Source organism: Pseudomonas sp. Q1 (assembly GCF_009935975.1).
Lineage (GTDB): Bacteria > Pseudomonadota > Gammaproteobacteria > Pseudomonadales > Pseudomonadaceae > Aquipseudomonas > Aquipseudomonas palleroniana.
On the sequence record NZ_QODI01000002.1, the window covers coordinates 224693 to 237338 of the forward strand.

General features: G+C 58.7%; 12 protein-coding genes. 7 read left to right on the forward strand and 5 right to left on the reverse strand.

The window, feature by feature from the left end:
- The first annotated feature begins 80 nt into the window (after positions 1-80).
- From DK870_RS04040 to ahpF, 3 genes are all read left to right on the forward strand, one after another.
- Positions 81-1013 carry a site-specific integrase gene (locus DK870_RS04040; RefSeq protein WP_161548010.1) on the forward strand — a complete coding sequence of 311 codons (933 nt, stop codon included), beginning with the start codon at positions 81-83 and terminating at the stop codon, positions 1011-1013.
- A 133-nt stretch (positions 1014-1146) separates the two neighbouring features.
- Entirely contained in the window at positions 1147-1710 is a 564-nt protein-coding gene (ahpC, locus tag DK870_RS04045; protein WP_003191303.1) for an alkyl hydroperoxide reductase subunit C, read from the forward strand.
- Positions 1711-1841: 131 nt separating this feature from the next.
- Positions 1842-3407, forward strand: a complete 1566-nt coding sequence (gene ahpF, locus DK870_RS04050; protein WP_161548011.1) for an alkyl hydroperoxide reductase subunit F — start codon at positions 1842-1844, stop codon at positions 3405-3407.
- A 61-nt stretch (positions 3408-3468) separates the two neighbouring features.
- Here ahpF and gloA read toward each other — a convergent pair whose 3' ends face one another.
- Positions 3469-3990, reverse strand: coding sequence for a lactoylglutathione lyase (gloA, locus tag DK870_RS04055; RefSeq protein WP_161548012.1), 522 nt, complete (start codon positions 3988-3990; stop codon positions 3469-3471).
- Positions 3991-4199: 209 nt separating this feature from the next.
- Between gloA and DK870_RS04060 the strand changes: the two genes are divergently transcribed.
- Complete coding sequence (locus DK870_RS04060; RefSeq protein ID WP_060753306.1) at positions 4200-4736, forward strand: DUF4946 domain-containing protein; 537 nt, start codon at positions 4200-4202, stop codon at positions 4734-4736.
- 111 nt (positions 4737-4847) lie between these two features.
- Here the strand turns inward: DK870_RS04060 and DK870_RS04065 are convergent, their stop codons facing one another.
- The 3 genes from DK870_RS04065 to DK870_RS04075 all read right to left on the reverse strand — a co-directional run bounded on the left by DK870_RS04065 (position 4848) and on the right by DK870_RS04075 (position 7912).
- Positions 4848-5213 (reverse strand): histone-like nucleoid-structuring protein, MvaT/MvaU family, encoded by a 366-nt coding sequence (locus DK870_RS04065; protein ID WP_104993851.1) that lies wholly within the window; start codon positions 5211-5213, stop codon positions 4848-4850.
- Between the two features lie 194 nt (positions 5214-5407).
- Entirely contained in the window at positions 5408-6949 is a 1542-nt protein-coding gene (locus tag DK870_RS04070; protein ID WP_161548013.1) for an EAL domain-containing protein, read from the reverse strand.
- A gap of 96 nt (positions 6950-7045) precedes the next feature.
- Entirely contained in the window at positions 7046-7912 is an 867-nt protein-coding gene (locus DK870_RS04075) for a LysR family transcriptional regulator (RefSeq protein ID WP_161548014.1), read from the reverse strand.
- 79 nt (positions 7913-7991) lie between these two features.
- Between DK870_RS04075 and DK870_RS04080 the strand changes: the two genes are divergently transcribed.
- The 3 genes from DK870_RS04080 to DK870_RS04090 all read left to right on the forward strand — a co-directional run bounded on the left by DK870_RS04080 (position 7992) and on the right by DK870_RS04090 (position 11617).
- Positions 7992-8888, forward strand: a complete 897-nt coding sequence (locus tag DK870_RS04080) for a DMT family transporter (RefSeq protein WP_161548015.1) — start codon at positions 7992-7994, stop codon at positions 8886-8888.
- 255 nt (positions 8889-9143) lie between these two features.
- Entirely contained in the window at positions 9144-10220 is a 1077-nt protein-coding gene (gene hppD, locus DK870_RS04085; RefSeq protein WP_161548016.1) for a 4-hydroxyphenylpyruvate dioxygenase, read from the forward strand.
- Between the two features lie 197 nt (positions 10221-10417).
- Positions 10418-11617, forward strand: coding sequence for a dermonecrotic toxin domain-containing protein (locus DK870_RS04090; RefSeq protein ID WP_244383442.1), 1200 nt, complete (start codon positions 10418-10420; stop codon positions 11615-11617).
- 28 nt (positions 11618-11645) lie between these two features.
- Here the strand turns inward: DK870_RS04090 and rarD are convergent, their stop codons facing one another.
- Positions 11646-12527, reverse strand: a complete 882-nt coding sequence (rarD, locus tag DK870_RS04095) for an EamA family transporter RarD (protein ID WP_060752981.1) — start codon at positions 12525-12527, stop codon at positions 11646-11648.
- Between the last annotated feature and the right edge of the window lie 119 nt (positions 12528-12646).

Below are 12646 nucleotides of genomic sequence, written 5' to 3' on the forward strand. Positions count from 1 at the left end.
GGCGTATTATCCCGTGTGAATGCCGTTTTTATCCCTGAAACGCGCCGCAGCAGTACAAGCAGTCGTCAAGTAGGCACCTCATGAGCGATCTGGACCGTTATCTCAACGCCGCCACCCGCGATAACACGCGGCGCAGTTATCGTGCCGCCATCGAACACTTCGAAGTCAGCTGGGGCGGGTTCCTGCCGGCGACCAGCGACAGCGTCGCCCGGTACCTGGTGGCCCATGCCGGAGTGCTGGCGGTCAACACCTTGAAGCTGCGCCTCTCGGCGTTGGCGCAGTGGCATACCAGCCAGGGTTTTGCCGACCCCACCAAGGCGCCGGTCGTGCGCAAGGTGCTCAAAGGTATTCGCGCCGTGCATCCCGCGCGGGAAAAACAGGCCGAACCGTTGCAGCTCAAGCAGCTTGAGCAGGTGATTGCCGCCCTTGAGGCCGAGGCGAAGCGGGCGAGCGAGGCTCAGGACCTGCCACGTTTACTGCGCGCCAAGCGCGACACGGCGCTGATCCTGCTCGGGTTCTGGCGCGGGTTTCGCAGCGATGAATTGTGTCGCCTGCAAATCCAGCACGTGCACGCGGTGCCGGGAGCGGGCATCAGCCTGTATCTGCCGCGCAGCAAGAGCGACCGGGAAAACCTTGGCAAGACCTACCAGACGCCGGCGTTGCTACGCCTGTGCCCGGTGCAGGCCTACAGTGAATGGCTGAGCGCCTCGGCCTTGGTGGCCGGCCCGGTGTTTCGAGGCATAGACCGCTGGGGCAACCTGGGCAAGGAGGGGCTGCACCCTAACAGTGTGATCCCGCTGCTGCGCCAGGCCCTGGAACGTGCGGGCATTGCCGCCGACGCCTATACCAGCCACTCCTTGCGTCGGGGCTTCGCGACCTGGGCGCATCGCAGCGGTTGGGACTTGAAGTCATTGATGAGTTACGTCGGCTGGAGCGACATGAAATCGGCCATGCGCTATGTTGAGTCGACGCCCTTTCTCGGCATGACCTTGGCGACGTCAGCGTTGCTTTGAGATTTCTTCTATTGATATGGCCGCCTGATAGGCAAAAGCAATCGTCAGCATGAGGTTTGCCAATGAGCCATCGAACGAGAGAGTGGGTAGGATTCACTTCATCAACTTCTTAACCCCTGACGGAGAGTCAACGATGCCTATCATCAACAGCCAAGTAAAACCGTTCAAAGCCACCGCATTCAAAAACGGCAGCTTCGTAGATGTGACCGACGCTGACCTGAAAGGCAAATGGTCGGTAGTGTTCTTCTACCCAGCCGACTTCACCTTCGTTTGCCCAACCGAACTGGAAGACCTGGCCGACAACTACGCCGAATTCCAGAAGCTGGGCGTTGAGATCTACAGCGTCTCCACCGACACTCACTTTGCCCACGCTGCCTGGCACAACACTTCGCCAGCCATCGGCAAAATCCAGTACACCATGATCGGCGACCCAACCCTGACCATCTCGCGCAACTTCGACGTACTGATCGAAGAAGCCGGCCTGGCGGACCGCGGTACTTTCGTGATCAACCCGGAAGGTCAGATCAAGATCGTTGAACTGAACGACGGCGGTGTTGGCCGTGACGCTTCCGAGCTGCTGCGCAAAATCAAGGCGGCCCAGTACGTTGCTGCCCACCCAGGCGAAGTGTGCCCAGCCAAGTGGAAAGAAGGCGAGGCCACCCTGGCTCCGTCCCTGGACCTGGTCGGCAAGATCTAAGTCTGTGAAGTATCAAGGGCGGGTCTCCGCACCGACTCAGTAAGCTGCAACCGCCCCTCAAAACGCCCGGGCGAGATTCGCTCGGGCGTTTTTTTGTCTGCAATAAACCGAATTAATAGGAAATCGCCCGTATGTTGGACGCCAATCTTAAAGCTCAGTTGAAGTCATACCTGGAACGGGTCACCCAGCCGATCGAGATCGTCGCCTCCCTCGACGACGGCGCGAAATCCCAGGAAATGCTTGCTCTTTTGCAGGACGTAACCAGCCTCACGACGCTGATTACCCTGAAAACCGATGGCAATGATGCGCGCAAGCCGTCGTTCTCCATCAACCGCCTGGGTGCCGACATCAGCCTGCGTTTCGCCGGTATCCCGATGGGCCATGAATTCACTTCGTTGGTGCTGGCCCTGCTGCAAGTCGGTGGCCACCCATCGAAGGCCAGTGTCGAAGTGATTGAACAGATCCGCGCCCTCAAAGGCGAGTTCAGCTTCGAGACTTACTTCTCGCTGTCCTGCCAGAACTGCCCGGACGTGGTCCAGGCGCTGAACCTGATGGCCGTGCTCAACCCGAACATCCGTCACGTCGCTATTGACGGTGCGCTGTTCCAGGCTGAGGTCGATGAACGCCAGATCATGGCGGTGCCCAGTGTCTACCTCAATGGAGTGAATTTTGGCCAAGGGCGCATGGGGCTGGAAGAGATCCTGGCCAAGCTCGACACCAGTGGCGCCGAAAAAGCCGCCGAGAAAATCAGCGCCAAAGACGCGTTTGATGTGCTGGTCGTCGGTGGTGGCCCAGCCGGTTCGTCCGCAGCCATCTACGCGGCCCGTAAAGGCATCCGTACGGGTGTGGCCGCTGAACGTTTCGGCGGGCAGGTACTGGATACCATGTCCATCGAGAACTTCATCTCGGTGCAGGAAACCGAAGGGCCGAAACTGGCAAGCGCCCTGGAAGCCCACGTGCGTCAGTACGACGTGGACATCATGAACCTGCAGCGCGCCAGCAGCTTGATCCCGGCGAAAACTGCCGGTGACTTGCACGAAATCCGTTTTGAAAGCGGTGCGGTCCTCAAGTCCAAGACCGTGATTCTGGCCACCGGTGCCCGCTGGCGTGAAATGGGCGTACCAGGCGAGCAGGAATACAAGGCCAAAGGCGTGTGCTTCTGCTCACACTGCGATGGCCCGTTGTTCAAAGGCAAGCGCGTGGCAGTGATCGGCGGCGGTAACTCCGGCGTTGAAGCGGCCATCGACCTGGCCGGCATCGTCAGCCATGTCACCTTGCTTGAGTTCGACAGCAAGCTGCGCGCCGACGCCGTATTGCAACGCAAGCTTTACAGCCTGCCGAACGTTGACGTGATCACTAGCGCGCTGACCAGCGAAGTCAAAGGTGATGGCCAGAAAGTGACCGGCCTTGCGTACAAGGATCGCGACAGCGGTGAGTTCAAGACCATCGACCTGGAAGGTATCTTTGTGCAGATCGGCTTGCTGCCTAACACCGACTGGCTCAAAGGCACCGTGGAACTGACACCGCGTGGCGAGATCATCGTCGATGCCCGTGGCGAAACCTCACTGCAGGGTGTGTTCGCCGCCGGTGACGTGACCACTGTGCCGTACAAGCAGATCGTGATTGCGGTCGGCGAGGGCGCCAAGGCTTCACTGAGCGCGTTCGATCACCTGATTCGTACCTCCGCTCCGGCCTGAACTCTGGCGCATTAACGAAAAACCCCATGATTGCTCATGGGGTTTTTTATGCGTGAAAGCTTTACAGCGGCGCGGGTTGGATGATCTCGACCCAGTAGGCGTCCGGGTCCTTGATGAAGGCCAGGCTTTTCATGCGGCCGTCGCTCAGGCGCTTCTGGAAATCACAGCCCAAGGCTTCGAAGCGTTCGCAGGCGGCGACGATATCCGGCACCGAGATGCAGATATGGCCAAAGCCACGTGGGTCGGTGTTGCCGTTGTGGTACGCAAAATCGGCGTCGTTTTCGGTGCCGTGGTTATGGGTCAGTTCCAGGATGCCGGGAATCGACTTCATCCACTGGGTGCGCTCAGCGGCGTCTGCCGGGATCTGGGCCTTGTCCACCAGGGCCAGGAAGTACAGGCTGAATTCGGCTTCCGGGAAGTCGCGTTTTTCAACCAGGGAGAAGCCCAGGACGCGGGTATAGAAATCCAGCGACTTGGTGATGTCTTTGACCCGCAGCATCGTGTGGTTGAACACGAAGTTGGACGTGGCGGTATCAGGTTGGGCGGTGACGCCTGGGAAAGTGTTCAGATCGTGCAGGCTCATGGGCCCTCCAGAAAAAAATGGGGCAAACTCGACTCCCGTTTGAGGTCAGTGGGGCCGAGCGGTTCCTTGGCTTGCGGCAAGCATCCCTGCAGCTGCGTCATGATACGCAAGCCATGCCCGGTGCGCCAAATGAAAAAGCCCGCGCGGGCCTTGCGACCTGTGGGCCTCAGGCTCAAACTTCAACGCTTGAATTCTGGATGTTCCTTGCAATGATCGCATTTCGTAAACCGCTGTTAGGTGCTGTGGGTTTTCTGTTGGGCAGCCCGTGGGTGCTGGCGGCTGATCCACAGGTTCATTGGCCCAGCGGCTGGCAGATCGAGGAGGTCGCTCCCGATAGCGACGCGCCCGCCACTCCCCAGGCCGTGACTCGGCAGCGGGCGATCAAGAATGATGAAAATGGCTCGACCTTGATGGTGATGGAACTGACCGCTACACCGATAGAGGCGGGCCATAAAGTTAATCTTCAAGGCGTGCTGCTGGAGATGCGTAAATCCATCCAGAAAGATTTTGCCCAGGGTGGCTATCAAAGCGTGTGCAGCAAAATGCACCCTACAACACTGAGTCGCCTGGACGCACTGGAGACTACTTGCGTGATTACCGAGAATGGACGGCACGTACTGTCGCAAACTTTAGTCGGCGCTGTTGATACCGACAAGGCGTATGTTTTTTCATTTGCCGGCCAGGCTCAGGTGTACGAGGCAAGCAAGGATGAGGTCAATTCGGTACGCGGTAGCCTGAAACTTTAAGCGCGCTGCACGCGCGACTTTGAACACAATGAAATCGTTGTTAAGTTCGCTTTCGAACGATTAAGCAAAAAAAGCCCCGCATAAGCGGGGCTCTTTGTTAGTGCGCTTTGATCAGCCGCGCAGCCAGGAATCTACAGTGGCGGCGCCGTACTGTTCTTTCCAGGCTTTAAGACCGCGGTGGTTGCCGCCTTTGGTTTCGATCAGCTCGCCGGTGTGCGGGTTGTGGTAGACCTTGACCACGCGTGCGCGGCGCTGTTTTGGTGCGGCCGCAGTAGTTGCAGTGCCTTTGCCAAAGTTCGGATCAAGGATGGCAATGATATCGCGCAGGCCTTTGCCGTAAGTCTTCATCAGCCCCTGGAGCTTTTCTTCGAATTCGATTTCTTTCTTCAGGCCAGCATCGTTCTTCAGGGATTCCAGCTGGGCGAGCTGCTCTTGAAGGGCTTTTTCTGCTGCGCGAAATTCGGCGAGTCTGGACAAAATCTGTACTCCAATAGTGTATTTGGCTGATATCGACTGAAGATAACGCTATAAGCCAAGAGTGTTGGCGACTCAAGAAACAAGCCTTCCTGCGAGTTCAACACAGGCAGGAAAAATTGTAGTAGTTAATGCATCACGAGTAAATCATGTCTTTTGCCTAAATAACATTCTTTCATTCCGGATTAGATGGCTAATCAATGGCTGCGCATCGATTTAATGAACTCTTCACCCGGGAGTGGTCTGCCGAACAGATAGCCTTGCAGAAAATCCACACCTTGTGCCGCCAGGTACTCACATTGCTCGGTCGTCTCCACCCCTTCGGCCACAATGCCCAGGTCGAGCTTGCCGGACAGTTCGATGATGCTGTCCAGAATGTGCCGTGAAAGTGCATCCTGGCCAATCATCGCGACGAAGCTCTGGTCTATCTTCAAGTAGTCGACATTGAAGTTGCGCAAATAACCCAGGCTGGAATGGCCAGTGCCGAAGTCATCAATGGCAATCATCACCCCCAGTTCATGCAACGCCTCGAACAAGCGGCGCGTGATATCGGTAGGCTGGATCAACTCACGCTCGGTCAATTCCAGCACGAGTATGACCTGGCCTGGTGGGAACGCGGCGAGGAACGTGCGGCAGTCCTCCACCAATGCCAGGTCCTCACAATGACGGGCCGTGATATTCACCCCAATATGAAAGCCTGGCGCGAAGCGAGCGGCATGCGGCGCCAGTTGCGCAGCGACCTGGCGCATCAGCGCACGGGTCATCGGCACAATCAGGCCGGAATGCTCGGCCAACGGAATAAACAAGTCGGGCCGCACCAGCCCCTCTTTAGGATGCTGCCAACGCATCAGCACTTCGCAGCCGGCCCACTCCCGGGTATCGCCACGCACGACGGGCTGGTAATGGGCAATGAACTCATGGGCGCCCAGCGCGCGTTGCAGCTCTTGGGTGGGAGCCGATGAGCGCTTTTGCAACCAGTGCGCAAGGACGCCGGCCAGCACACCGAAAAACACCACCAGGCTGAACACCGCCGGGTAACGTTCCTGCATGTAGCGCAGGATTTCGCCGTCAGGCATGCCGGCTTCCACGCTGTAGAGATAACGCTGGGAAACAAGATGTTGATGGGCCACGGCAAAGGTCGGAGGTGGCGTGGTGTGAACGCTGCCATCGGCTGCCAGCCAGTGGGGGCCGACCTGCAGAATCAGCCCCGCGTAACGACTGATCAGGCGCAAGGCATTGGTCAGGTGGTAGCCGTCGATGGAGGCAAAGGCACCTTTGTCGCCGTCTGTAAGGCGGTACACCAGCAGGGCGGTGTTGGGTGTGACCGGGTTGCCATTCATCAACCAAAGCCGTCCTGCAACGTAATCCTCGGGGTTGACCGGTGACTCGTAATTGCTCCCAAACAACGAGCTGCAATAAATATTGCGCTGGAAAGACAAGGTGGTCGCCCGTACAAACGGCCGGCGGGTGACTTGTTCACGCAGTGCCAATTGCACCGCGTTATCACAGGGTTGGCCGGCCAAGGGCAGCAAGGCCCGCGCGGCCAGGTCGGTGTTATCGAGCATCAGGTCGAATTGGCGCACGGCCTCCTGGGCGGTCTGTTCGGTGCTTTTCTGCAGGGTGCGTTCGGCCTGCCAATGCAGAATCGGCACCCCCAGCAAAATGGGGAGCAAAGCGCTGAGGCCGCTGATCAGGTAGCGAGTGGTTGGGCTTCGTGGACCTTTGGCGGTCAGGGGCATAGAGGATGGCCGGTAACAGAGTGATAAGGCATGCATTGCCGAGGATAGATGGCAACTCAGAGGGATGCTTGCAGGGCCTGAATAAAATCTGCAGCGCTATAACGCCTTGCGCGCCCATTCGATAAACGCCAGCGTCGCCGGGGATGACTCGCGCCGGTCCAGTACGGCCAGGCCGATTTCGCGCGGGACGCGGGGCAGGAGAGGGCGCGTCGCGTAGCGGCTGTCGGTTGCCGGGGGCAAAGATGCCTCGGCGACAACGGTCACGCCGTCTCCACGGCCCACGGTATCCAGCGTGCTGATCAACTGCGAGCAGTGAAAGCGCACATTCGGGCTCAGCCTTGCGCTGCTGAACAGGTGTGAAACCAGTTCGGACGAGCCGGCTTCGGTGAGGATAAAGGGCTCGCTGCACAGTTGTTCCAGGCTGACGGCCTGAGCCTGGGCCAGGGGATGTCCGGCAGGCAGCAATGCCACCATCTGATCCTGCATCAGTGGGACAGTATCAAAGCGCTCCAGGGGCAGCACCACGAACCCGACATCGATACGCCGATCGTCCAGCCACTGGATCACTTGTCGATCCGGGCCTTCGTGGATATGCACCTCGATCCCCGGATGAGCGGCGCGATAACCCTGCAGGATCTTCGGCAGCAATTGCATCGATGAGGTAGGCCCGAATGAGCCGATCCGCAGGGTGCCGGTGCGCATGCCCCGGGCATCGGCGGCCTCCTGACGCAGGGTGTTGGCCAGCCCCAGCATCGCCCTTGCTCGCGCCAGCAGTTGCCGGCCGATGTCGCTGAGCTCCACTTGGGCCTGATGACGATGCAACAGCTCGACGCCCAGTTCCTGCTCCAGGGACCGAATCGCATGGGACACGGCCGACTGGCTGATCCCGAGACGATGGGCTGCGCTGGTGAAGCCTTGGAGTTCGGCGACCAGAGAGAATATCTCAAGCTGGGTAAGGGTCATGAGCGTTTACTCATTTTACGATGACGGATCATTAGCCGAAGAATACGCGCATCCCAGCCCTTGAGGAGCTTAAACGCGTATGAATGATCATCTGACCTACCTGAAACTGGTCGCAGTGACTGTCATTTGGGGCGGCACTTTTGTCGCAGGACGGTACCTGGCGCCTGACGTCGACCCTTTACTGGCCGCAAGTGTGCGCTTTCTGCTGGCGAGCCTGGCGTTGCTGGCGTTTTTGGCCGTGGCGCGGGTTCCCCTGGCACGCCCCAGCCGCAGGCAATTGCTACAGCTGGCGGTATTGGGCTTTTTCGGCATTTATTTCTATAACCTCTGCTTTTTCTATGGCTTGCATTACACCAATGCTTCGCGTGCCTCATTGATCGTCGCCTTGAATCCGGCCGTGATTGGCCTGGCGGCCTGGCTGTTGTTCAAGGAACGCGTGAGTGCCGCAGGCATTCTGCTGTGCCTGGGCGGTGCGGGGCTGGTGATCGTCAGTCGCAACCCGAACTTGCTGCAGGGCGCGGCCCATGCCTGGCTGGGGGATGGGTTGATCTTTGGCTGCGTGGTGGGGTGGGGCGTCTATTCGTTGTTCTCGCGCAGCCTCAACCAGAGCCTGGGCCCCTTGCAGACCGTCACTTGGTCAATCCTGCTGGGCACCTTGATGCTGACGGTGACGAGTGCGCTGATGGGTGCTTTCACGCTACAGCGGCTGGCTGCGATCCAGCCTGTTCAATGGCTCAGCCTGGTTTACCTCGGTGTGTTGGGCTCGGCCTTGGCCTACATCGGCTATTACGACGGTATTCGTCGGATTGGCGCGACGCGGTCCGGCGCCTTTATCGCGCTTAACCCGCTGACCGCCGTGATCAGCAGTGCGCTGCTGCTCGACGAGCGACTGACGCCTGTGATGTATGTCGGCGCCGTGTTGATTCTGCTGGGCATCTACCGGTGCAATAAACCTCTTGCAACCGCCAAGGCATAGGGATTTGATAAGGAATAGGACAAATCAGGTTACGCTGTGTAGAATCGATTTACGCATACAAGAATATGGACTTGCGCTCACGCAGGCCTCGGCTGTCAGAGACTGATGTAACCATGAAGCTACTCGGCTCCCCCCTCATTTTCGGTGACTTCCTCGCCCGCAGCGTGCGAGGACTCTCCTGCGCGCCACCGTTGCACCTCATCCTTGCCGGCAATTGAAATCCGCTTAACCACAAGAATGATGAGGCGCCAAATCATGGCAGATCTATACGAAAACCCGATGGGCCTGATGGGCTTTGAATTTATCGAATTCGCGTCGCCGACCCCTGGCATCCTGGAGCCGATCTTCGAGATCATGGGCTTCAGCAAAGTCGCGACCCACCGCTCCAAGAACGTCCATCTGTACCGTCAGGGCGAAATCAACCTGATCCTCAACAACGAACCAGAAAGCCTTGCATCGTATTTCGCGGCCGAACACGGCCCGTCGGTCTGCGGCATGGCGTTTCGCGTCAAGGACTCGCAAAAAGCCTACAACCGCGCACTGGAGCTGGGCGCCCAGCCGATCCACATCGAAACCGGCCCGATGGAGCTGAACCTGCCTGCCATCAAGGGCATCGGCGGTGCACCGCTGTACCTGATCGACCGTTTCGGCGAAGGCAGCTCGATCTATGACATCGACTTCGTGTACCTCGAAGGCGTGGACCGCAACCCCCAGGGCGCGGGCTTGAAAGTCATCGACCACCTGACCCACAACGTCTATCGCGGACGCATGGTCTACTGGGCCAACTTCTACGAGAAACTGTTCAATTTCCGTGAAGCGCGCTACTTCGATATCAAGGGCGAATACACCGGCCTGACGTCCAAGGCCATGAGTGCTCCGGACGGCATGATCCGCATCCCGCTGAACGAGGAATCATCCAAGGGCGCGGGCCAGATCGAAGAGTTCCTGATGCAGTTCAACGGCGAAGGCATCCAGCACGTGGCGTTCCTGACCGACGACCTGGTCAAGACCTGGGACGCGCTGAAGAAGATCGGCATGCGCTTCATGACCGCGCCACCGGACACCTACTACGAAATGCTCGAAGGCCGCCTGCCGAACCACGGCGAGCCGGTGGATCAGTTGCAAGCACGCGGCATCCTGCTCGATGGTTCGTCGATCGAGGGCGACAAACGCCTGCTGCTGCAGATTTTCTCGGAAACCCTGATGGGCCCGGTGTTCTTCGAATTCATCCAGCGCAAAGGCGATGACGGCTTTGGTGAGGGCAACTTCAAGGCACTGTTCGAATCGATCGAGCGTGACCAGGTGCGCCGGGGCGTGTTGACGGCGGACTGATCGACTCGTTCGCAATACTTGAAAGCCCGGCCGGGAGTCTTCCCTGCCGGGCTTTTTTGTATGCGCTGTATAGGTTGACCATGGCCGGCAGGACAACGGAACCGGTTGGGCAAGACCCTCCACAAAGAGGACAGTGACGCAGGTAGCCGGTCGCGTCCGATGTAGGGAAATCTTCATCTGATTAAAGAGGTTTTCTGATGAATATTGCATCTTTGCCTGGGCACCCACCGGCGCCCACCGTCACATCCAAACCGCCTGATCCAGCTCCCGCAGCGCAGACGTTGCAGCGCAGTGACCAGGCCCGCCGTCGGTTCATTGATGAAGCCGATGAGGCATTTCGCGATGATGTCCTGAGTGTCGAAGGCAAGAAGCTGGTGGATGCGGTCGTGTATCCAGGCACGCGTGGGGCACCCGGGGTGCAGGTGTCTACGTTCGCGGTCGATGGGGTTCAAGCCAATGACATTCTGATGATCAAGCGCGTGCCTGTCACGGCTGAGGGCCCCAATTTCCTGCTGTACGTACCGGAGGAGGGCCAGTATGCATTCTATGAGTTCAAAGACCGCGAGGAACTGACCGACTGGGTTAAAACGATGGCCCTCGACCCAAAGGAGCTGGATAGTTTTGCGCGGCACTTTTCCAACGATAGGGCGCCCCAGCAGGTCGAACGGGTCAGGCAGAGGCTGGTGGACTTTGCCGATAACGATATCAATGCAGTGGTGGGCAGTTTCGCTCGGGTCAAAGGCGATGTCTTCACGTATCTGAGCGGAACAGGCAGCGTGCCACCGGCTCCCGTCAAGGGTTTGACCGGTACTCGGCTTTACAATCTTGCGCCCGATGGCAGCGCGACTTACATAGGGAAGCGCACCGACGGCAAGGAGGTCATCTATAAGTATGACGCCTATGGAAACCTGCATGGCGCAGCCCGTGACGGTTTCTACTTCGTGAAAAACGCTTTGAACGATGATCAGCCGCTGCAACTGCTTTCATTCGATCAATACCGCCAGACGGTGACGAGCGTTGCGCTCGACAACGTTGGCGCCAACGACTTGAACGGACTCTACGAAGAACTCCTCAAGCAACTCAGAAACCCAGGCCATGGCCTTGGCAAGGCGCTGACAGCATTGGGGGTTCCCGAGGATGTGGCACATTCCCTTGAGACCCAATTGACCAATCCCGGGAGCGGCACATTGGTTGAGTTGAACAGGGATAACCGGATCGGCAAGTTGTTCGGCGTGGACCAGAAAACGATGGACGCGCAACTGGAAAACCTCGGTGAGCAAGCCCAAGGCGAGATCCCGTATTACGGTACTACCCGAACAGTACTGACAGGGTTGGCTGATGGTCTTGAGCAGATCGCGCCGGTGCGCCCTGCAAGCACCACGGTGAGAACCGGCTGAGCCGGCAGCCAGACCGCCTGCGCCCGCTTCAGGCTCTACGCTGACGCACCAGGTGCTTGAACCCTTCGTACACCAGGACCATCACCGCCAACCAGATCGGAATATAGGTCAACCATTGCCCGTCCTTGATCCCTTCGCCCAGCAGTAACGCTACACCCAGCAGCAATACCGGCTCCACGTAGCTGAGCAGCCCGAACAGGCTGAATGCCAACAAACGGCTGGCAATGATGTAGCTCACCAGTGCCGAGGCACTGATCAAGCCCAGGATGGGAATCAACGCATACAGTTTCGGCTGGGCGTCGAGCACCGCGAAACCCTGGTCGCCACTTTGCACGAACCACCAGGCCACCGGCAGCATCAGCGCCATATCCAGCCACAGGCCGCCCAGGTGGTCGGTGGTCAGGTACTTGCGCACCACGAAATACACCGGGTAGCCGATGACCACCACCAGCGTCGCCCAGGAAAACCCGCCAGCCCGATACAACTCGTTCAGCACGCCGATGGCGGCGAACACCACGGCAATCTGTTGCAGGCGCGACAGATGTTCGCCATACACCAGGCGCCCGGTCAGCACCATGCTCAGCGGCAGCAGGAAATACCCCACCGACACGTCCAGGCTGCGCCCATTCAGCGGCGCCCACATGAACAACCACAACTGCGCGCCCAGCAGCGCCGACGACAGCAGTACACCGACGATCAAGCGTGGTTTGGCCGCCAACATCCGCAGCACGTCCCACACGCGGCGCCATTCGCCGCTGACGATCATGAACACCGTCATGCAGGGCGCGGTCAGCAACATGCGCCAGCCGAAAATCTCCAGGCCACTCAAGGGCGTCAGCAGGGATGTGAAGTAATACATCACGGCAAACAGCACCGAGGCCAAGACCGATAACGCAACACCTTTAGACACGCCGTTCTCGCGAAAACTGATGGATACAAAGAGCAGGCGATTATGGTGCTTTTAGCGGCAGGCTGTGCGCTGTTTTGGAGCGTTTGATGGAATTTTTTTGCGCACTGCCTGCGGCACGG

Bases quoted from the DNA above. Each gene is read 5' to 3' on its own strand.
- DK870_RS04040 (WP_161548010.1), top strand. From the start codon at position 81: ATGAGCGATCTGGACCGTTATCTCAACGCCGCCACCCGCGATAACACG.
- ahpC (WP_003191303.1), top strand. From the start codon at position 1,147: ATGCCTATCATCAACAGCCAAGTAAAACCGTTCAAAGCCACCGCATTC.
- ahpF (WP_161548011.1), top strand. From the start codon at position 1,842: ATGTTGGACGCCAATCTTAAAGCTCAGTTGAAGTCATACCTGGAACGG.
- gloA (WP_161548012.1), bottom strand. From the start codon at position 3,990: ATGAGCCTGCACGATCTGAACACTTTCCCAGGCGTCACCGCCCAACCT.
- DK870_RS04060 (WP_060753306.1), top strand. From the start codon at position 4,200: ATGATCGCATTTCGTAAACCGCTGTTAGGTGCTGTGGGTTTTCTGTTG.
- DK870_RS04070 (WP_161548013.1), bottom strand. From the start codon at position 6,949: ATGCCCCTGACCGCCAAAGGTCCACGAAGCCCAACCACTCGCTACCTG.
- DK870_RS04075 (WP_161548014.1), bottom strand. From the start codon at position 7,912: ATGACCCTTACCCAGCTTGAGATATTCTCTCTGGTCGCCGAACTCCAA.
- DK870_RS04080 (WP_161548015.1), top strand. From the start codon at position 7,992: ATGAATGATCATCTGACCTACCTGAAACTGGTCGCAGTGACTGTCATT.
- hppD (WP_161548016.1), top strand. From the start codon at position 9,144: ATGGCAGATCTATACGAAAACCCGATGGGCCTGATGGGCTTTGAATTT.
- DK870_RS04090 (WP_244383442.1), top strand. From the start codon at position 10,418: ATGAATATTGCATCTTTGCCTGGGCACCCACCGGCGCCCACCGTCACA.